Annotated in this window: 15 protein-coding genes; 7 read left to right on the top strand and 8 right to left on the bottom strand. The window is 64.2% G+C overall.

The genetic code is table 11. The features are described 5' to 3' along the window. The first annotated feature begins 6 nt into the window (after window positions 1-6). Window positions 7-1,515, top strand: a complete 1,509-nt coding sequence (locus WC585_RS01150; RefSeq protein ID WP_373255694.1) for an AMP-binding protein — start codon at window positions 7-9, stop codon at window positions 1,513-1,515. A 2-nt stretch (window positions 1,516-1,517) separates the two neighbouring features. Here the strand turns inward: WC585_RS01150 and WC585_RS01145 are convergent, their stop codons facing one another. The 5 genes from WC585_RS01145 to WC585_RS01125 form a co-directional block, all read right to left on the bottom strand. After that, window positions 1,518-1,895, bottom strand: coding sequence for a nuclear transport factor 2 family protein (locus WC585_RS01145; protein ID WP_373255693.1), 378 nt, complete (start codon window positions 1,893-1,895; stop codon window positions 1,518-1,520). Continuing rightward, entirely contained in the window at window positions 1,892-2,299 is a 408-nt protein-coding gene (locus WC585_RS01140; RefSeq protein ID WP_373255692.1) for a nuclear transport factor 2 family protein, read from the bottom strand. Before WC585_RS01140 ends, WC585_RS01145 begins: the two co-directional genes overlap by 4 nt. A gap of 99 nt (window positions 2,300-2,398) precedes the next feature. Next, window positions 2,399-3,292: a winged helix-turn-helix transcriptional regulator gene (locus tag WC585_RS01135; protein ID WP_373255691.1), complete on the bottom strand. Its 894-nt coding sequence runs from the start codon at window positions 3,290-3,292 to the stop codon at window positions 2,399-2,401. A gap of 80 nt (window positions 3,293-3,372) precedes the next feature. Continuing rightward, window positions 3,373-5,001, bottom strand: a complete 1,629-nt coding sequence (locus WC585_RS01130) for an AMP-binding protein (RefSeq protein WP_373255690.1) — start codon at window positions 4,999-5,001, stop codon at window positions 3,373-3,375. Further along, window positions 5,001-6,365 carry a spinster family MFS transporter gene (locus WC585_RS01125; RefSeq protein ID WP_373255689.1) on the bottom strand — a complete coding sequence of 455 codons (1,365 nt, stop codon included), beginning with the start codon at window positions 6,363-6,365 and terminating at the stop codon, window positions 5,001-5,003. Before WC585_RS01125 ends, WC585_RS01130 begins: the two co-directional genes overlap by 1 nt. 48 nt (window positions 6,366-6,413) lie before the next feature. Between WC585_RS01125 and WC585_RS01120 the strand changes: the two genes are divergently transcribed. Next, window positions 6,414-6,662: a hypothetical protein gene (locus WC585_RS01120; RefSeq protein ID WP_373255688.1), complete on the top strand. Its 249-nt coding sequence runs from the start codon at window positions 6,414-6,416 to the stop codon at window positions 6,660-6,662. A gap of 72 nt (window positions 6,663-6,734) precedes the next feature. Beyond that, complete coding sequence (locus WC585_RS01115) at window positions 6,735-9,071, top strand: TonB-dependent receptor (protein ID WP_373255687.1); 2,337 nt, start codon at window positions 6,735-6,737, stop codon at window positions 9,069-9,071. A gap of 70 nt (window positions 9,072-9,141) precedes the next feature. Here WC585_RS01115 and WC585_RS01110 read toward each other — a convergent pair whose 3' ends face one another. Further along, on the bottom strand, window positions 9,142-10,329 hold the full coding sequence (locus tag WC585_RS01110; RefSeq protein WP_373255686.1) for an acyl-CoA dehydrogenase family protein: 1,188 nt from the start codon (window positions 10,327-10,329) through the stop codon (window positions 9,142-9,144). Between the two features lie 134 nt (window positions 10,330-10,463). On the opposite strand from WC585_RS01110, the gene WC585_RS01105 reads away from it, so the two are divergent. Beyond that, window positions 10,464-11,972, top strand: a complete 1,509-nt coding sequence (locus WC585_RS01105; RefSeq protein ID WP_373255685.1) for a carotenoid oxygenase family protein — start codon at window positions 10,464-10,466, stop codon at window positions 11,970-11,972. 12 nt (window positions 11,973-11,984) lie between these two features. Next, window positions 11,985-13,202: an acetyl-CoA acetyltransferase gene (locus WC585_RS01100; RefSeq protein WP_373255684.1), complete on the top strand. Its 1,218-nt coding sequence runs from the start codon at window positions 11,985-11,987 to the stop codon at window positions 13,200-13,202. Here the strand turns inward: WC585_RS01100 and WC585_RS01095 are convergent. Beyond that, window positions 13,199-14,134, bottom strand: a complete 936-nt coding sequence (locus tag WC585_RS01095; protein ID WP_373255683.1) for an NAD(P)H-dependent flavin oxidoreductase — start codon at window positions 14,132-14,134, stop codon at window positions 13,199-13,201. The genes WC585_RS01100 and WC585_RS01095 overlap by 4 nt on opposite strands. A gap of 204 nt (window positions 14,135-14,338) precedes the next feature. Between WC585_RS01095 and WC585_RS01090 the strand changes: the two genes are divergently transcribed. Further along, complete coding sequence (locus WC585_RS01090; RefSeq protein WP_373255682.1) at window positions 14,339-16,171, top strand: AMP-binding protein; 1,833 nt, start codon at window positions 14,339-14,341, stop codon at window positions 16,169-16,171. A 10-nt stretch (window positions 16,172-16,181) separates the two neighbouring features. Here the strand turns inward: WC585_RS01090 and WC585_RS01085 are convergent, their stop codons facing one another. After that, window positions 16,182-16,934, bottom strand: coding sequence for an A24 family peptidase (locus WC585_RS01085; protein WP_373255681.1), 753 nt, complete (start codon window positions 16,932-16,934; stop codon window positions 16,182-16,184). 296 nt (window positions 16,935-17,230) lie between these two features. On the opposite strand from WC585_RS01085, the gene WC585_RS01080 reads away from it, so the two are divergent. After that, window positions 17,231-18,742 (top strand): hypothetical protein, encoded by a 1,512-nt coding sequence (locus WC585_RS01080; RefSeq protein WP_373255680.1) that lies wholly within the window; start codon window positions 17,231-17,233, stop codon window positions 18,740-18,742. Window positions 18,743-18,819: the final 77 nt, after the last annotated feature.

Here is an 18,819-nt window from a genome sequence, read left to right as displayed (position 1 = left end):
CGGCTGATGCGACGTCCGGCCAACCCTCGCACGCTCAGCACGCCCGGCGTTGCGGTGCCATCGCCCCGCGCCGTGGGGGCGCTGCTGAACATCCAGGCCGCGCGTGATCCGGACCGTCCGGCTCTGACGTTCGAGGGCGTGACGATCAGTCGGGGGGAACTGGCCGCGCGGGTCAACCGGCGGGCCCGGACGATGGCGGCGGCAGGGGTCAAGGCCGACGATTTCGTGGTTGTCGCTCTGCCCAATGGTCCTGCATTTCTGGAAGTCGCCTATGCGATCTGGGGGCTGGGCGCGACGCCTGTGCCGCTGTCGCATCGGCTGGCCAATGGCGAACTGGCGGACATCCTCGATCTGGTCCAGCCGGCGCTGGTCGTGATCGATGACACCGGTCGAGCCGGTCCCTGGCCCGTTCTGACTCCGTCGCAAACCCATGATGCCCGCCAGGACGGCGGCCCCCTGCCGGAGATCGCCTCCACCCATCTGAAAGCCATCGCCAGCGGGGGCAGCACAGGGCGGCCCAAGGTCATCGTGGACATGGCTCCGGCCCTGGCCGATCCCGATGTGCCGTTGCTGGGGATGCGGCCGGATGATGTGCTGTTGAATCCCGGCCCGCTGTACCACGCCGCCCCGTTCGGAATGACCTGTTTCGCCCTGGGATGGGGTCTGCACGTCATCATCATGCCCCGCTTCGACGCCGAGGAAACGCTGCGTCTGATCGACAGGCACAGGGTCAACTGGCTGTTTCAGGTGCCCACCATGATGCATCGTATCTGGGTTCTGCCAGACGAGATCAGGGGTCGGTATGACGTTGGCTCACTGGATGCCGTCGTCCATATCGCCGCCGCCTGTCCGTCTTGGCTGAAGAAGAACTGGATCGATTGGGTCGGGGCCGAGACGGTGTGGGAGCTCTATACCGGCACCGAGGCGCTTGGCGGGACGTCGATCAGCGGCACCGACTGGCTGGCCCATCCCGGCTCGGTGGGGCGCGTGCTGCCCGGCTATGAGCTGAAGGTGCTGGACGAGGCAGGCCAGCCGTGTGCGCCGGGTCAGGTGGGCGAGATCTACTTCCTGCCGCAGCGGGGCAGGGGGGCGACCTACCGCTACATCGGGGCCGAGCCCAAGGCGAAGGGCGAGTTCGAGACCTTGGGCGACATGGGTTATCTGGACGAGGAAGGCTTTCTGTATCTGGCCGACCGACGGGTGGACCTGATCGTGACGGGCGGTGCCAATGTCTATCCCGCCGAGGTCGAGGCGGCGATCGATGCCTGGCCGGGTGTGCAGTGCAGTGTGGTCATTGGCCTGACTGACGTCGACATGGGCCAGCGCGTGCATGCGATCGTAGAAACGGCGGACGGCACCCTGGACGAAGAGGGTTTGCATGCCTTCCTGTCAGTGCGGATCGCGCCCTACAAACGGCCGCGGACATTCGAGGTCACGACTGAACGCCTGCGTGACGACGCGGGCAAGGTCCGGCGCGGAGCCTTGCGGCAGGCGCGGATGGCACCTGCCGCCTGAGCCTACTTGCCCGACGCCGCCGCCGGGTCCTTCATCTGGAAATAGTCGCGCCAGGCGACGATCTTTCCGGCGTCGTTGAACTCGATGATCCCCATGTAGGGATGGGAGACAGAGACACCGTCGGCGTTGACATAGTCCTCGCGGCCTTCGGTCAGGACCATGGTGTCATTCTGGGCCCAGTGGGTCAGGACCCAGGCTGTGTCCGAGTGGTTGGCCCAGTATTTCGTGATGAACCTGTCGACCCAGTCCCGCCCGATCAAAGGGCGGGTCCCGACATGGTAGTGGTACTCCACGTCCTCAGCGAAGGCGTCCAGAAAGGCGGCCTTGTCTCGTGTCTTAGAGACCTCCATCAGCGCCTTCAGGCGCTCGATCGGCGTCATGCCGACGCCGCCTCGGGCTTGGCCTCCGGCCTGGCGGGCGCGTGAACCATCGAGGTATCGTAGTAGTCGCGCATCCGGGTGATCAACCCGTCCCGCAGTTCGAACACCTGGACGAAGGGGTTATCCATGCGCGTGCCGGTCGAGCGGTCGACGAGGACTTCCATGCCCTCGACAAAGAGCACATTGCCCGCCTCCGCCGAGTGCAAAATCTTCCATTCCTGCTGATCGAAACCCTGTTCGTAGTTGGCCAGGAATTTGCGCATCTTGTCCTTGCCGACGGCGGGGCGTTTTGTGGGGTGCCAGTGGTATTCGATGTCGTCGTCCAGGGTGGCGATGAACCCTTCGACGTCGCGTTTTTTCCACGCCGCCATCATGGCCTCGACGGCTTTCATGTGCTCGCCCATGTCGTCTCTCCTGTTGTTCCCTGACGAAACGCTAGGACGATAAGTCTGTTTAAGCAAGTCAAAATGGTCTGCGGATGCAAGCGACGATCCTGCCCACTTTCAGGCCTTTTCTCGAACCTTGCCGGCTTTCATCAGGACGTCGGCCATGCTCAGCTTTCCCTGGCAGGCACTGCACGCGACGACCGGGTTCAGAGCCGCGCCACACTTGTGCTTGATCCGCACCGGCGGCCCTGCCTTGTCCTTCAGCCAGGTGTCCGCCCAGGTCATCATCGACAGTGCGTGAGGATAAAGGTCCATGCCCTTCTTGGTCAGCCGGTACTCATAGCGGGGCGGGGTGATCTCATACAGCCGCCGCTCGAAAATGCCTGACAGCTCCAGCGTCCGCAGACGGTCTGTCAGGATGTTGGAGGCGATCCCCAGCAGGCTCTGCATCTCGTCGAACCGGTGCACGCCGAAATACTGGACGCTGACCACCAGGGCGGTCCAGCGGTCGCCTAACAGATCGACGAGTTCGATGGTGGGAGCCTCGTCACTGGGCTGGCGGCGGCGGTGCATGCGCTGCACTGGCAGGCTTTCCATGCCTTCCCCCGGCCCGGGTGTGAAGGTGCAACTGTGCAAGGTCAGCGGCTCCCCGCAGTCGCCACAGCGCAGTTCGGGCAACATGGCCTTGCCGCAGGTCTGGTGGGTAAACACGATCGGTGCGCGACCGCCGCCGACGCCCCAGCGCACCCCCCAGCCCCACATCAGCAGCATGCTGTCGAACAGGCCCAGGCCGCGCGGCGTCAGGTGATAGCCCATGCGCGCACCGTCTTCACGGTGTGGGCGCTTCTCCAGAATGCCGTGCCTTTCCAGCCCCTGCAGGCGGCTGGACAAGGTGCTGCGCGCGCCGCCGAGGCGGGCGTGGAACTCTTCGAAGCGGCTGGCGCCCAGAAAGGCCTCCTGCACGACCAGCAGGCTCCAGCGATCGCCCAGCGCGTTCAGCGCCCGGTTCACTGAACTCTTTGGAACCAGCCGGGATTTCGGCGCACCGCGAGAAGACATAGGCTTGTCTTAGCGGTCTAAGGTCCAGAAGTTCAAGCGACTGTCAGCTTCTGTCGGCGCACTTGCAGACCCGCGCTCTCCCGATCAAAGGTTGCAGGCGTAACGCCCTCGGCACGCAGGCCGGTTTTCATGATCTTGTTCGTGGGTGTCTTGGGCAGTTCGGCCTCGATCCGCACATAGCGCGGCACCATGAAATGGGTCATGCGCGGGATCAGCCATTCGATCAGCGCATGGGGGTCCAGGGTCGCGCCGGGCATGGGGGCGACGGCCACCATCACCTCTTGCTCTCCGCCGGGCAGGTCGATGCCATAGGCCGCCACCTCACGCACAGCGGGGTGGGCATTGACCTCGATCTCGATCTCCAGAGACGACATGTTCTCGCCGCGTCGGCGGATCGCGTCCTTCTTGCGGTCGATGAAGAAGAAGCATCCTTCCTCGTCGCGGCGCATCAGGTCGCCGGTATGGAACCAGCCGTTACGCCAGGCCGAAGCGGTCGCTTCTGGATCACCCAGATAGCCGCTGAACAGCGTCCAGGGACTGTCAGACCGGATGATCAACTCGCCGGGCTGGCCGTGCGGGACCTCATTGTCATGGGCATCGACGATGCGGCATTCCATGCCCTCGCGGACACGACCACAACTGCGCATGACCTGTTCGTTGACGGCACAGATCAGCGGCCCCGACACCTCGGTCATGTTGAAGCCGGAGATGTAGTCGAAGCCGAAGCGGGCAGCCAGGGCGACCGTGTCCTCGTTGATCGGCGACAACGTCACCATGCGCAGCGGATTGTCGGCATCGTCGGGGCGTGGCGGCTCCTTCATCAGGAAGGTGGTCAAGGCTCCGATCAGCCCGCTGCACACGGTCGATTCCGTCTCTCGCACGATGTCCCAGAACCGGCGCGTATCGAACGCCTCGAACAGGGCGACCGAGCCCCCGCAGGCCACCGCTGAGGTGATGGCCGCGATACCGCCGACGTGGAACATCGGCAGGTTCACCAGCATGCGGTCGTCCTGGTTCATATAGCCATAGGTGACCCGTGCGGTGGTCCATTCCTGGACGTAGGAGGTGACGACCGCCTTGGAGGGGCCCGTGGTTCCCGAGGTGAAGATGATGACCGGGGTGTCCCACGGATGCGAGTCCACCTGAACAAAGGCCGAGGCATCGCCGGTCAAGGCTGAGACCGGTTCGACGGGAATGGTCAGATCGACGGCGGTCGCGGCATCGCCCGTCAGGATCAGCCGCTCGACCTGACCCAACGACAAACCTTCCAGTCGCTCGACCAGGTCAGGATGGATGATCAGCAGCCGCGCCTGGCATTTGGCGATGGCGTGCTCCAGCAATCGTCCGCGAAAGCTGGTGTTGATCGGGGCCAGCGCCGCACCGGCGTAGTTGGCCCCGAACCAGGCTTGCATCAGAGCGGCCGAGTTGGGGGCCCAGGCGGCGACGATGTCGCCCTTGGCCACTCCGCGCGCCTGAAGCGCCGCTGCTGTCGCCCTGGCCCTGTCGCGTGTCTGGGCCCAGGTCCAGGTCTCGCCGGTCTCGAAGCGGACGAACACCTTGTCAGGCGTGTTGGCGGCGTGCCGGTCGATCAGGCGCGGGATGACGCACTGCTCAGCCGTCGGCGGCGTCGGGTCGAACCAGGGCAGGGCCAGGCGGGACATCAGTGCGATCCCTGCCAGTCGCGGGCCTCGTCCACGCTGGTGCGGAAAGAGGGCAGGGTGCGGATCAGCATGAAGGAGGCCAGGCTGATGCAGACGCCGCTGACGATGGCCAGCGCCAGCCCGATCGACTGTGGCCCTCCGAGCAGTGTGTCGCTTATCGCCGCCACTACGGTCGGACCCAGCCCAAGGGAAATCAGATTGCCGACCAGGAAGTATATGGCCGTAATCTGGGCTCGGAGCTGATTGGGGGCCACCGATTGCAGGGCTGTGGCGGGCAGGCTGTTCATCACTCCGGCAAAGAAGCTGAAGGCGGCCAGCGAGGCCAGGGCCCAGCGCACGTCACCCAGCAGAGGTGTGGCGATGGCAAAGGGAATGCTGGCGACCAGTGCCAGTATGGCGGCGTACAGAGGGGCATCTTTGCGCCCCCGGTTAGACATGGCGTCCGTCAACCATCCGCCGATCAGGACGCCGGGCGTGGCCGCGAACAGCAGGATAGCTCCATAGGCAAAGCCGACCTCGGCCGGGGTCCAGCCATGCTGGCGGATCAGGACAGCGGGGATCCACGCCAGGTAGGAGATGCCGGCCATGCCGAAGATCGAAAACGCCAGGATCATGGGGACGAAGGTGGATTTGCGCGTCAGCATGAACTTCACGACACCGGCCTCGACACCGGCGGCGACGACGCCCCTGCGGGCAGGCTCGCGCACCACCAGAAACAGGGCCGCGATCAGTAGTCCGGGCGCACCGACCAGCACGAAGGTCTGCTGCCACGGAGCCAGAACGCCGACCAGCGGCAGGGTCATGGAGCCCGATCTGGCGATCAGGTCGATCACACCGCCGCCGATCATCAGGGCCAGTCCCGCGCCGATGTAGGGTCCCATGGAATAGACGGCCAGGGCACGGGCGCGCTGGCGTGGTGGGAAATAGTCCGAGATCATCGAATAGGCGGCGGGCGACAGCGCCGCTTCACCTATACCGACCCCGATGCGCGCGGCGAACAGAGCCCAGAAGCTGTTGGCCAAGCCGCAGGCCACGGTCATCACGCTCCAGACCACGATGCCGATCAGTATGATCCAGCGGCGACTACCCCGGTCTGCCAGCTTGGCCAGCGGAATGCCCATCACCGTGTAGAACAGCGAAAAGGCGATCCCGGCCAGCAGGCTGAACTGGGTGTCCGATATGGTCAGGTCCGCCCGGATCGGTTCGACCAGCAGGCTCAGGATCTGGCGATCGATGAAGCTGGACGTATAGGCGATCATCAAGGCCGCAACCGCGAACCAGCCCCAAGCGGGATGGGGCCAGGCCAGAGCGGCAGGTGCCGGGCTATCGGACACTGGAGGGGGAGATTCGATCGTGATGGTCATCGGCCCACTGTGCTCAGTCAATCTAAAGGTGAAAGTGACTTTGTGTCGATGCCGGATGGCGTCGAAACGGGTCTGGCGCAATCATTGGAGGCGGCGGCGTCGCGCCTGCGCGGGGTCGTGATCAGTGATCATCTGAATAAACTCGCATGTCTCAACTCCCTGATAAAAAGCCAGTTTTCTGGTCTTGTGGTCTGGGTATCGGGTCGGTTTGGCAAATCGGATCGACAAGACTTCTATCGCCGTGTCGCTAGAACGCCACTCAATCATCAACTCGGTCTGATTACAAAAGTTATTTGACAGTCTCAGTTTGCCAGTTACATCTGGAGCCAGAAGCACCTCGGCAAACGAGGGCTCATGGGAGGATTGGGCATGAAGATCAGTGGTTCCGTCAGCTTACCTGTCTTGCTGGTTGCTGCGGCGTTGGGGGCTACGCCCGCCTTCGCCCAGGAGGCCGTTTCTGCTCCGGCTCAAGAGCCCGAGGCTACTGCTCTTGACGACATCATCGTCACCGCCAACCAGCGACAGGAACGCCTGATCGATGTGCCGATCGCGGTCACTGCGGTGGGCGGGCAACAGCTTGAAAATTCGGGCGTCACCGATATCCGCGAGCTGACTGGCCTGGCCCCCAGCGTGCAGTTCCAGACGCCGGGCGGCGGGGCCGACTCCTCCATCCGCATCCGTGGCATCGGCACGACCTCGACCAACCCCGGCCTCGAATCGTCCGTCGGCGTGGTGATCGACGGCGTGATCCGCGCCCGCACGGGTGTGGCCCTGTCGGAACTGGGCGATCTGGAGCGGATCGAGGTTCTGCGCGGTCCACAAGGCACGCTGTTCGGGCGCAACACGTCGTCCGGCATCATCAATGTGCTGACAAAGCAGCCCACCACCAGCGATACGTTCGGCCGGTTCGAGGGCACCTACGGCAACTATGACGACATCCGCCTGGCAGGGTCGGTCAACATTCCGCTGTCGGACACGGTCGCCCTGCGACTGGAAGGCAGCACCGAGACCCGCGACGGCTTCTACGAAGATGCCAACAGCACCGAAACGCTCGACAATCTGGATCGCCAGTTCGTCCGTGGCAAACTGCTGTGGGAAGCGTCTGACACGATGACCTGGCGATTCAGCGCCGACTATACCGACCGGGACGAGAACTGCTGCGTGGCCGTCCTGGCCATCGCCGGGCCAACCCTGGGCCTGGTCAACAGCCTCTCGTCTGCGCGCGGTGCGGTAGGCTACAGCAGCACTGACCCGTTCGACCGCGAGGCCTCAAAGACTCCGGGCCGCGTCAACTCCGAGAACATCGTCGATTATGGCTTTTCGGCCCAAGGCGACTTCGATCTCGGCTTTGCCAACCTGACCTCCATCACCGCCTATCGCAGTTGGGAGGCCTCGCGGTCACAGGACTTCGACCACTCGGGTGCTGACCTGGGCTTCTTTGCGCCCGATGGATTGCACCAGGGCTTCGACGTCTTCACCCAGGAATTGCGCCTTCAAGGGACCAATGATCGGCTCGATTGGTTGGTCGGAGCCTTCTATTCGCACGAAGAGGTGCTGAACGACTCTGCCTTCCGCATGGGGGCCGACTATCCGCTGATCTACGGCGGAGCAGCCACGTTCCAGGCCTCGACCCTGGCCGCCTTTACGCCCGGCGACGGTGCGCGCGGCATCGGCGAACAGACCGGCCAGGACATGTCGATTTTCACCCATAATATCTTCCGGGTGACCGACCAGCTCAGCATCACCGGCGGTCTGCGCTACACCGAAAACAAGAAGGAAATCGACTTCCGGGGCGAGAATTTCAACCCGGCCTGCGACAGTGCACTGGCCACGAGTGACGCGCCCGGCATCACCCGCTTCTGCGCTCCCTTCTGGGATACGCGACTGAATCCGGCCGGTGACTCCGACGAACGCACCGAAAGCGCCGTGACCGGCACATTCAACATTGCGTATCAGTTCACGCCAGAGCTCAACAGCTACGCCTCCTACTCGCGGGGCTACAAGTCGGGGGGCTACAACTTCGACCGCGCCGGCTTCACCACGCCGGCCACGCCGAACGCGCGCGATCTGGCCTTCGTGGAAGAGACGGTCGACGCCTATGAGATCGGCCTGAAGGGCGAGTTCTTCGACCGTACCCTGCGCGCCAACTTCGCCGCCTTCCACCAGACGTTCAGCGGCTTCCAGCTGATTGAATATACGGGTGTCAGCTTCGTGGTTCGCAGCCTTGACGAGGCCGTCACGCAAGGGGCCGAGCTGGAGATCACCTGGCTGCCCATGGACGGCCTGACCCTGACCAACGGACTCAGCTACACGGACGCCTTCTATCCGACCTCGCCGGGTAACCTGACCTATTCGGGGCGTGATATGGAACAGTCGCCGGACTGGGTGAACGTCTCGTCGATCACTTATGAGTTCCCGATCGGCAATGGTCTGGTCGGTGTGGCCTATGCCGATGCCCGCTACTCCTCGGAGTTCTTCACCGGCGGCTTCGACCCTAACCGCGTGCAGGACGCCTTCACCACGGTCAACGCCCGCTTCTCGTTGCGGCAGGAGGCCGGAGACTGGTCGGTGGATGTCTGGGCCCGCAACCTGTTCGACACCGAATACTATCGCCGCGTGATCCCGGCCACCTTCCAGGCGGGATCCTACTCGGCCTTCCTAGGCGATCCCGCGACTTACGGGATCACCCTGCGACGCAACTTCTGATCCCCTCGACGAAGTCTGCGTTATCCTGAACCGACTGGCCCCGCCGTTCACACGGCGGGGCCATTTTTTCTCAGAAACCCATCTGCTTGGCTGCGAGGTCTCGCAGGATTTCCTCAGAGCCCCCACCGATCACGAATATGCGGGCCTCGCGATAGATGCGCTCCACGCGGTTGTGGCCGGTATAGGCCCGGCCGCCCAGAACCTGCAGGCTTTCGCGGGCGCAATGCTCCAGGGTCGTGGTCGCCTGCACCTTGAGCAGCGCCAGGTCAGCCACCGGCGTCTCGCCGCGCCCGAACCGCCAGACCAGAATGTCCAGCAGGGCATAGGACACCTTCAGCCGCTGGATCATGTCCACTATCTTGTGCCGCATAACCTGGTGATCGATCAGCCGCTTGCCGAAGGTCTGGCGCTCGCGGGCAAAGGCGATGGCCTCGGCCACGCAGGTGCGGGTCATGGCCAAGGTGGCGGCGATGCCGCTGAACCGCTCGATGTTGAACTGGCTGGCCAGGCCGGCAAAGCCCCGGTTTTCGACCCCGACCAGATTGGTGACCGGCACTTCGACATTGTCGAACGTCAGCCACCCGTTATTGCGATTGTACCATTCCAGTCCGGGCACCGGGCCGCGCGACACGCCCGGTCGGTCCGTCTCGATCAGCAGCATCGACAGCCCACCCATGCCCGGCCCGCCGGTCCGCACTGCGGTCAGCAGAAAATCGGCCTTCATCGCGCCCGAGATCAAGGTCTTGCCGCCATTGACGACGAAGACATCGCCCCGGCGCTCGGCTGTCGTGGTGAAACCGGAGACGTCCGATCCTCCGCCGGGCTCCGTCACGGCGAAGGCAATCTTCCTGTCGCCGGCCAACACTGGGCGGGCCACGCGGTCCAACATCTCGGGCGTGCCCCCATTGATGATGGGGGGCAGGGCGATCCACGGGGTGGCCAGGTCGGCGAACACGACGCCTGAGCCCATGCGAAAGAACTCCTCGGCGAAGATGATGCGGTGCCACAGGTCGATGTCCTCGCCCGTTCCGCCCAGGTCCTCACGAAAACCCATGCCCGACACGCCCTCCAGAGCTGCGGTCTTGTAGAGGGCGTCAGGAAAATCGGACGCCGCATCCCAGGCGTCCAAGTTCGGCGCGACATGGGTGTCGATGAAGGTCCGCAGATGCGTGCGCCAGGCGTCATGGCTGGCGGTCAGGAACGGGCTGGGCGGGCGCAGGCCGTCGAAATCGAGGGCAAGGAACTGATGATCGGCCATGGTCGTCTCCCGATACGCTCACCGTTTTCGGTGTAGCTTGCGATTTGATACTAAAAGCTCTCGCCAAGGGCCGCAAGAATGGTATTCTAACGCAACTTACTTGGCGGCTTGCCGCACAGTTCCAGGAGTGTCTCATGGGTGCCGAACCGACAGGCGCAGCGCGCACGACCTTTCAGCAGGGTGCCATCCGCACCTCGATCCAGCCGAACGACCACCCCTATATGAACGGGGCCTGGGCTCCTCAGCACACCGAGCACACGGCCGAGGACATGGTCGTCATCGGCACCATCCCGACTGACATCGACGGGGTCTATGTGCGCAATACCGAAAACCCGGTGCACCAGCCGCTGGGCCGCTACCACCCGTTCGACGGTGACGGTATGCTGCATGCCATCACGCTGAAGGACGGCAAGGCCGCCTATCGCAACCGCTTCGTCCGGACCAAGGGCTTTGAGGCCGAGCAGGAGGCGGGGCGGGCGCTTTGGGCCGGTCTGGCCGAACATCCCTCGCTGTCCGAGCGGCCCGGCTGGGGCGCACATGGCGGGCTGAAGGATTCATCCTCGACCGACGTCATCATTCATGCGGGCGCTATTCTGTCGACCTTCTACCAGTGCGGAGAGGGCTACCGCCTTGACCCCTTCACGCTCGAACAGCTGCCCAGTGCCGAATGGTGCCCGCCGGAAGGGATCTCGGCCCACCCCAAGGTCGATGAGAGGACCGGCGAGCTGCTGTTCTTCAACTATTCGAAGATGGCCCCTTTCATGCACTACGGCGTCGTCGGGGCCGACAATCAGCTGAAGCATCTGACGCCTGTGCCGCTGCCAGGAGCGCGCCTGCCGCACGACATGGCGTTCACGACCAACTATTCGATCCTGAACGACTTCCCCTTGTTCTGGGAGGAGCATCTGCTGCCCAAGGGCTATCACGTCGCGCGCTTCCACCCTGACATGAAGTCCCGCTTCGGCATCATTCCGCGCTTCGGCACGGCTGAGGAGGTCAAATGGTTCGAGGCCAACGCCACCTATGTCCTGCACTTCCTCAATGCCTGGGAAGACGGCGACGAGATCGTCATGGACGGCTATTTCCAGGACAATCCGGTCCCGGACACCAGCCCCGACGCCTGGCCCGCCTATGAGCGGATCATGACCTTCCTGGATCAGAATATGCTCCAGCCCAAGCTGCACCGCTGGCGTTTCAACCTGAAGACGGGAGCCACGACAGAGACGCGGCTGGACGACCGCGTGTTGGAGTTCGGCGTCATCAACAACCAGTTCGCGGGCGTGAAATACCGCTCTGCCTACAGTGCGGTCAGCAAGCCCGGCTGGTTCCTGTTCACCGGCGTGGTCAAGCACGACATGGATACGGGCGACAGCTGGGCCATCGACTTCGGCCCCGAACGCTATGGATCGGAGCCGGGCTTCGCGCCTCGCATCGGCGCGACCGAAGAGGACGACGGCTATCTGGTCACCTATGTCTCGGACATGATCGAGGACCGTTCGGAATGCGTCATATATGATGCGCGCAAGCTGTCGGATGGACCGGTCGCCCGGATCATTTTGCCGGAACGCATCTCCAGCGGCACCCATGCGACATGGTCGCAAGGGGCCACCATCCGCGCATCGCAAGCCGCAAACGCCGCATAAGGATCGACGATCATGACCTACATCCTCGGCGGCTGGCAGTCCGACTTCGCCCGCAACTGGTCCCGCGAAGGCGTTGAGATGGCCGATGGATTCGGGGAGGCCGTGCACGGCGGACTGGCGGCGGCGTCGCTGGACCCTGCGGACATCGATGTGGGCCATGTCGGCAATTTTGTCGGCGATCTGTTCGCGGGACAGGGGCTGCTGGGCGGCTTCTTCGCCCAGACCGAGCCGGCCTTCGACGGTCTGCCGACCTCGCGTCACGAAGGGGCCTGCGCATCGGGCAGTCTGGCCCTGCTGGCGGCCATGTCGGACATCCAGGCGGGGCATTACGGCACGGCGCTGGTCGTCGGTATCGAGTTGATGCGCAACGTGCCGGGCCAGACGGGGGCAGAATATCTGGGGGCCGCCGCCTGGACGGGGCATGAGTTTGGCGACGCCACCTATGTCTGGCCCCGCGCCTTTTCCAACCTGACCGACGAATACGACAGCCGCTACGGCATCAATGAGGCCCACCTGCGCCACATCGCCCAGGTCAATTTCGGCAACGCCAAGCGCAATCCCAACGCCCAGACGCGCAACTACTCCTTCTCCAACGCGAGCTTCACCAGCGACGACGAAGCCAATCCCGTCATCGAGGGCCGGGTGCGCAAGACCGACTGCGGACAGGTCACCGACGGGGCGGCCGCGGTCGTTCTGGCCTCGCCGGAGCGGGCAGCGGGGTATGCCAAGGCGCGCGGCATCCCACTGGACAGCCTGCCCCGCATCAAGGGTTGGGGCCACCGCTCGGCCCCGATCAGCTACAACACCAAGATCGACAACAGCCGTGACCAGCCGTACGTTTTTCCGCAAGTGAAGCGAGCGATCGACGAAGCCCGTAGTCGCGCCGGCGTCGGGCTGTCCGACATCGATCTGGTGGAAACCCACGACTGTTTTTCGATGACCGAGTACATGGCCATCGATCATCTGGGCCTGACCGCGCCGGGCGAGAGCTGGAAGGCGATCGAGGCGGGCGACATCGAAATGGGCGGCAAGCTGCCCATCAACCCCTCCGGCGGCCTGATCGGCTGTGGCCATCCCGTGGGGGCCACCGGCGTCCGCATGGCTCTGGATGCGTTCAAACAGACGACCGACACGGCGGGCGATTATCAGGTCGAGGGGGCGAAAACGGTCCAGACCCTGAACATCGGCGGGTCCACGACCACGACCGTCAGCCTGGTGATCGGGGTCTAGGCGATCCCGGCGGTCCGTTTGCGGAAGGCCTGCACGGCTGCCTGGTACTCCAGCGACAGTTGCTCCACGACCTGCGACAGCGGCTCGACCTTACGTACGGCATCCACGCCCTGGCCGGCTGCCCAGATATCGCGCCAGCGTTTGGGGTCGCCGTTGCTGGAATAGTTCCGCTCGGCCGGTCCGCCCAGATTGTCGGGATCCTGTCCTGCGGCCCGCAGGCTGGCCTTCAGCCATGATGCCGGGGTACCGGTGACGGCGGCGGACACCACGAGATCATCCGGCCCCGCGTCCACGACCATCTGCTTGTAGGCAGGCTGGGCCATGCTTTCGTCGGTCGCCAGAAAGCGCGTGCCCATATAGACGAAGTCGGCCCCTGCCGCGACGGCCCCGGCGATCCCTGCGCCATCACCGACACCACCGCCGACCGCGATATAGCCGTCGAAGAAGTCCCGCACCGCCGAGATGAAGGCGAACGGTGTGAGATGCCCCGTATGCCCACCGGCCCCCGCGCTGACGCAGGCCAGCCCATCGACACCCGCCTCGGCGGCCTTCCTGGCCAGCTTCATCGAGATGACGTCGGCGAAGACCAGACCGCCGTAGGCCTTTACGGTTTCCATAACCGGACGCGGCGAACCCAGGGCCGTGATGACCACGGGCGGCTTGTACTCGGCGATCAGGCGCAGGTCCTCGGCCAGGCGGGTGTTGGTCGAGTGGGTGATCATATTGGCGATCCACGGGGCGTCGCCGGGGACCAGTGCGTCGGTAATGCGGCCCATCCAGCGGTCCAGGTCCTCGACCGTTCGGCAGTTGGGGGTAGGGAAGGCTCCGCCGATGCCGGACTTGCAGGCTGCGATCACCATTTCTGGCCCGCTCACCAGAAACATGGGCGCGGCGAAGACCGGCAGGCGCAGGGTGTCAAACGGCGTGGTCATGCGGTGTCGTCTCGGAATGGCATCATCGACAGCTGGCAGTCGCCCTCATTCCTGGCGTCACCATTGCCGATTTTTCGAGAACAAGCTGTAGGAGAGTTTGGTCCGTCGCTGCAAGTTAGTTCTGGAGGGCTGATGAAAATAAATCCTGTTTTGCAAGCGTCTCGTCGGGTCTATTGAGAAGCTGCAACGAAGAAGGAAGCGCCCTTGTCCGAACCGGTGTCCGAAATCAAAGTCCAGCAGGACGCACCCTTCCGTCCGGTGCGGTTCGGCCAGGTCGGGCTGGAGGTAGAGACCCGTCTTGATGGCACCTTGATCCTCTCGGCTCGTGCGCCCCTGGTCGATCATGACAGCAATCTTCTGCGGGTCTTCTGGGCGCATGGCGACGCAATGCCCGACCGAACCTGGATCGCCCGGCGAGGTGGCGAGCACCGGGACTGGCAACCCTTGTCCTATGCTCAGGGACGCGCCGACGTCTCCGCCGTGGCTGCCTGGTTGCTCCGGCAGGAGATCGCCCCGGGTCGGTGCGTACTCGTCCTGTCCGGAAACTCCATCGCCCACGCCGCCTGGATGTTTGGCGCGATCGCGGCAGGCGTGCCCATCTGTTCGGTCAGCGTGAACTACTCCCTGCTCGGCACCGACTTCGAGCGGCTTCGTCATGTCGTCGATCTGGTGAAGCCTGCCGTCATCTTCGCAGAGCAGGGTGCCCCCTTTGCCCGGGCACTGGCCGCAGTGAGGCCGGCCGACGCGATCGTCGTTTCTGCCCGGCCACAGGACCTGGCCGGTGACGTCGTGGCGCTGGCCGACGTCCTCGCCTGCCCGGACGTGGAGGCCATCGGTGCACGCGTACAGGCGCTCGATCCGACCGTGCCTGCCCGCTACCTGCTGACCTCCGGCTCCACCGGTCGTCCCAAGGCCGTGATCCATACCCAGGCCATGATGACAGCCAATACCGCCAGCGGCTTTCAGGCCATGGGCGATGCCTTCGCCTGGGATGGACCGTGTCTGGACTGGCTGCCTTGGAGCCATATCGCTGGCTCGTCCCTGCTTACGAACATCACCGCCCTGGGCGGAAGCCTCTACATCGACGATGGCCGTCCTACGCCGGAACTGTTCGGCGAGACGCTGCGGAACCTGAAGGCGATCAGGCCGCGCTTCTACGGCACCCTGCCGTCCGGCTATGCCATGCTCGCCGACGCGCTGGACCTTGATGACGCCCTGCGCCATGCCTATTTCGCCGACCTGCGCTGCATGCTGTTCGGCGGTGCGGGCCTGCCTCAACCACTGCATGACCGCATGCAGGCTCTGGCCGTCCGGACGATCAAAACTCGAATTCAGTTTGTCTCCGGTTACGGTTCCACCGAAACCGGCTCCGCCATCAGCTACACCTGGTGGGAGACCCGAAAGGTCGGAATCGGCCTGCCGGTCCCCGGCGCGTCCCTCAAACTGGTTCCCGCCGAGGGGGCCTACGAGGTTCGGGTCAAGGCCCCCAGCGTCACCCCCGGCTACCTCGGCGATCCCGCCCGCACTGCCGAAGCCTTTGACGAGGAGGGGTTTCTGCGGATGGAAGACCGCGCCGACTTCCACGACCGTGCCAATCCCTCCGAGGGGCTATTTTTCGCGGGGCGTAGCGCAGAGCAGTTCAAGCTGACCAACGGCACATTCGTGGCGGCGGGGCGGCTGCGCGATTCAGTGCTCAAGGCCTGTCCGGGCCTGTTTCGCGACGTCGTCGTCTGCGGCGAAGGGCAGGCCGAACTCACCGTGCTTGCCTGGCTCGATGCCGAGGTTGCAAGCCGCGAAGATCCAGTGACGATCCAGACACGGGTACGGACAGGCCTGTCGCGTCACAACCTGGACAACCCGGGACAGAGCGGTCGTTTGCGGCGTCTGATGTTGCTGACCGATCCGCCCGACGCGGGCCACAGTGAGCTGTCTGACAAGGGTTCGATCAATCGTGCCGCCGTCCTGCTTCGCCGGGCGGCCGATGTGGCGCGCCTGTATGATGGCAGGTTCCATCCCGACGTGATCGAACTTTCCTGATTGTAGGCATCTACAGCCCCAGAGGGCCGAGCAGCCATGTCAGCCAGATGCCGACGGCCAGAAAGGGGCCGAACGGGAGACGATCCCGGCCCGACACGGGGCGGCCTGTAACCCATCGGGCCGCAACCAGACTCAAGGCAGAAATTGATGCCCACAACAGAACACTGGGGAGTCCGATCCAGGCGACCCAGGCTCCTCCGGCTGCCAGAAGTATGGGGTCGCCGCCGCCCAGGCCTTCCCTTCGGCGAAGTTGCCGGTAGGTGATGGCCAGAAGCCACAGACCCGCGAAGCCAACGAAGGCTCCGAGGGCCGAATGCACCAGATTGCCACTCGGCAAGACTGCGGCGGCGGTCAGGCCTATAGCCAACAGCGGCAACGTCAGGACATCGGGCAGCCAGAAATGCTCCGCATCCACCACGGCGATCAGGATCAATTGCCAGCCGAGCAAGGCTGTGAGCCCTGCTGCAAGGATGTCCGGCTGTGAGAGTCCTGCCCATGCTCCCGCCGCAGCGCAGCCCAGTTCAAATAGCGGGTAGCGCAGAGGGATTACCGACCCGCAATCACTGCATCGACCTCTGGCCAGCACATAGCTGGCGACCGGTATCATGCGCTGCGGTGGCAGGGGCCGGTCGCAGCCACCGCAACGAGATCGTCCAAATATGACATCGCGTTCCTGCGGCAAACGCAGGCTGACCAGACCGATAAAGCTTCCGGCGATGAGGCCCAGACCGGCCAGGACAAGCGCGAGGAGAGTGGGCGACAAGCGTTGATGTCCTGTGGGTTTGGAGTGGCGTAACGCGGTGCCTGTGACAGCGCAACGGTCCTGTCGCCTGTGTCCCACTCCATTTGTGACGATAGCGCCGTATCAGGATTGAGTTTCACAGAATGGCGAAAACAAGTTCACACAAGCGCGTCGTAACCGTCACGGTTCGGCGCTCCCTCTGTCACATCCCGCGTCTAGCCAAGGGCTGGGCAGGAGGGGCGATACGTCGTCGGGGCCGGGCTGAGGCCTGTGTTCCACCTGTCGAATGATCCTTTGGACCTGACACGGTGAAAACGATGACCGGCTTTCGACTGACAACACTGCTCGCCCTCTCGGCCAGCGCCCTGGCTCTGGCAGCTTGCGGCTCTTCGGAAGTCGCCTCGCCCGGTGAAGGCGATTTTGGTGGCGGTGGTGGCGGTACCAACCCTGGTGGCCCGACCACCCCCCCGCCCGGCACTCCTGCTGCGGATTGCCCGACCGGCTTCGCCAATGTCGGCCTGATCGCCAACAACACCCTGCGCGTCTGCCAGCTGCCGCAACAGATCAACGGTGCCCTGACGGTGCCGCTGCGCGCCGGCACCATCTATTCCATCTCCGGCCGCACCTCGGTCGGTACGGACCGCGGCATTGACCCGGCAGCACCGACCGCCGGTAGCGAGCAAGGCATCCTGACCATTGAAGCCGGCGTGCGCATCTTCGCCTCGGGTGGCTCGGACTACCTCCTGGTCAACCGCGGTTCGCAGCTGTTCGCGGAAGGCACGGCCACCAGCCCCATCGTCTTCACCAGCCGTCAGAACGTCGAGGGCACCACCAACGAGAACTCGCAGGGTCAATGGGGCGGTATCGTATTGGCCGGCCGTGCGCCGCAAGCCAACTGCCAGCTGACCGCGCCGGTGACCTGCACCGGTACGGTTGAGGGCACCAGCGCCTTCTACGGCGGCAACACCGCGGCCGACAACTCGGGCCGCGTGCGCTATGTTCAGATCAAGTTCTCGGGCTTCGAAATCTCGTCGGGCAATGAGCTTCAGGGTCTGACCCTGGCCGGTGTCGGCTCCGGCACGACGGTCGAGTTCGTGCAGGTTCACAACAGCTCGGACGACGGCATCGAAATCTTCGGCGGCAACGTCAATCTGCGTCGCGTCGTCATTACCGGTGCCGACGACGATGGCATGGACACCGACACGGGCTGGCGCGGTGGTGCTCAGTTCGGCATCGTGACCCAGCGTCCGGCCGGCACGACCAGCCGCAGCGCCGGCTTCGAGTTCTCGTCTGCTCCCGCCTCGACGCCGCTGGCCAACCGCTACGTCTCGCAGCCGAAAATGGCCAACTGGACCCTGGTCGGCCGCAACGCGACCATTGATGCTCACACTGTAGCCCACTTCGATACGGGTACTGACTCTACGATCATCAACTCGGTGTTCACTAGTGTTGCCGGCTCGGTCGCAGGCTGTATGGCCATCAACGACGCCGATACCGGCACCAGCGGTGTGACCTTCAACTCGGTCTTCATGTCGTGCGCCGTGCCGTACCGTCCGTCCAACACCGCGCTTTCGACGGCTGCCTTCACCGCCGGCACGAACAACACGGCCACTGGCACTTCGACCCTGACGGCACCGTCGGGCACCAGCCTACCCAACCAGACGCTGACCTTCATCAACGGTGCGAACGAGAACGCCGTAACACCGGCAAACGCTCCGGCGGTCTATCCGTTCTTCACGGCCACCACCTACATCGGTGCCGTCCAGAACGCTGCCGACACCTGGTACACGGGCTGGACCTGCGGTCTGACGTCCGGCGCGACCTGCTGATGACGGATGCGCGGAGGTGGCCCAACCGGGCCACCTCCGGCTTTCGCGTATCCTGTTAAACTCTTCCAAGGCGCAGA

Source organism: Brevundimonas sp., assembly GCF_041648055.1.
Classification (GTDB): domain Bacteria; phylum Pseudomonadota; class Alphaproteobacteria; order Caulobacterales; family Caulobacteraceae; genus Brevundimonas.
The sequence above is the reverse complement of the archived record's forward strand: the minus strand, read 5'-3'. Positions and strand labels throughout refer to the sequence as shown.

Coding starts and splice junctions, on each gene's coding strand:
- WC585_RS01115 (WP_373255687.1), top strand. CDS start 6,735: ATGAAGATCAGTGGTTCCGTCAGCTTACCTGTCTTGCTGGTTGCTGCG.
- WC585_RS01120 (WP_373255688.1), top strand. CDS start 6,414: ATGCCGGATGGCGTCGAAACGGGTCTGGCGCAATCATTGGAGGCGGCG.
- WC585_RS01095 (WP_373255683.1), bottom strand. CDS start 14,134: ATGACCACGCCGTTTGACACCCTGCGCCTGCCGGTCTTCGCCGCGCCC.
- WC585_RS01130 (WP_373255690.1), bottom strand. CDS start 5,001: ATGTCCCGCCTGGCCCTGCCCTGGTTCGACCCGACGCCGCCGACGGCT.
- WC585_RS01080 (WP_373255680.1), top strand. CDS start 17,231: ATGACCGGCTTTCGACTGACAACACTGCTCGCCCTCTCGGCCAGCGCC.
- WC585_RS01145 (WP_373255693.1), bottom strand. CDS start 1,895: ATGACGCCGATCGAGCGCCTGAAGGCGCTGATGGAGGTCTCTAAGACA.
- WC585_RS01105 (WP_373255685.1), top strand. CDS start 10,464: ATGGGTGCCGAACCGACAGGCGCAGCGCGCACGACCTTTCAGCAGGGT.
- WC585_RS01125 (WP_373255689.1), bottom strand. CDS start 6,365: ATGACCATCACGATCGAATCTCCCCCTCCAGTGTCCGATAGCCCGGCA.
- WC585_RS01150 (WP_373255694.1), top strand. CDS start 7: ATGCGACGTCCGGCCAACCCTCGCACGCTCAGCACGCCCGGCGTTGCG.
- WC585_RS01140 (WP_373255692.1), bottom strand. CDS start 2,299: ATGGGCGAGCACATGAAAGCCGTCGAGGCCATGATGGCGGCGTGGAAA.
- WC585_RS01110 (WP_373255686.1), bottom strand. CDS start 10,329: ATGGCCGATCATCAGTTCCTTGCCCTCGATTTCGACGGCCTGCGCCCG.
- WC585_RS01100 (WP_373255684.1), top strand. CDS start 11,985: ATGACCTACATCCTCGGCGGCTGGCAGTCCGACTTCGCCCGCAACTGG.